Raw genomic sequence first — 203 nt, 5'->3', positions numbered from 1 at the left:
GACGGCCAGATGGCTGCCGACCCGCTGGACGGTTCGGTTCATCTCGAACGCGACCATGCCCATATTCGCGGATTCGGTGGCCAGCAGCGCCAGGCACGCGTTACCGCCGGCGGCGGTGATGAACAGGACCGCGCGGTCGAGTTCGACCACGGTCTGGCAGACACCGCCGGCCTTGAAATGGCTGCCGGCGCTGCGGGCCAGGC

General features: G+C 69.0%; 1 protein-coding gene. It reads right to left on the bottom strand.

Annotation, left to right across the window (positions count from 1 at the left end; all coding sequences use genetic code 11):
• Positions 1-203, bottom strand: a 203-nt coding sequence (locus tag IG75_RS39650; protein ID WP_030525785.1) for a roadblock/LC7 domain-containing protein, incomplete at both ends; no start/stop codon positions are given.

The organism is Nocardia rhamnosiphila NBRC 108938, from assembly GCF_000720425.1.
GTDB classification, from domain to species: Bacteria; Actinomycetota; Actinomycetes; order Mycobacteriales; family Mycobacteriaceae; genus Nocardia; species Nocardia rhamnosiphila.
This window is presented reverse-complemented; position numbering and strand designations above follow the sequence as displayed.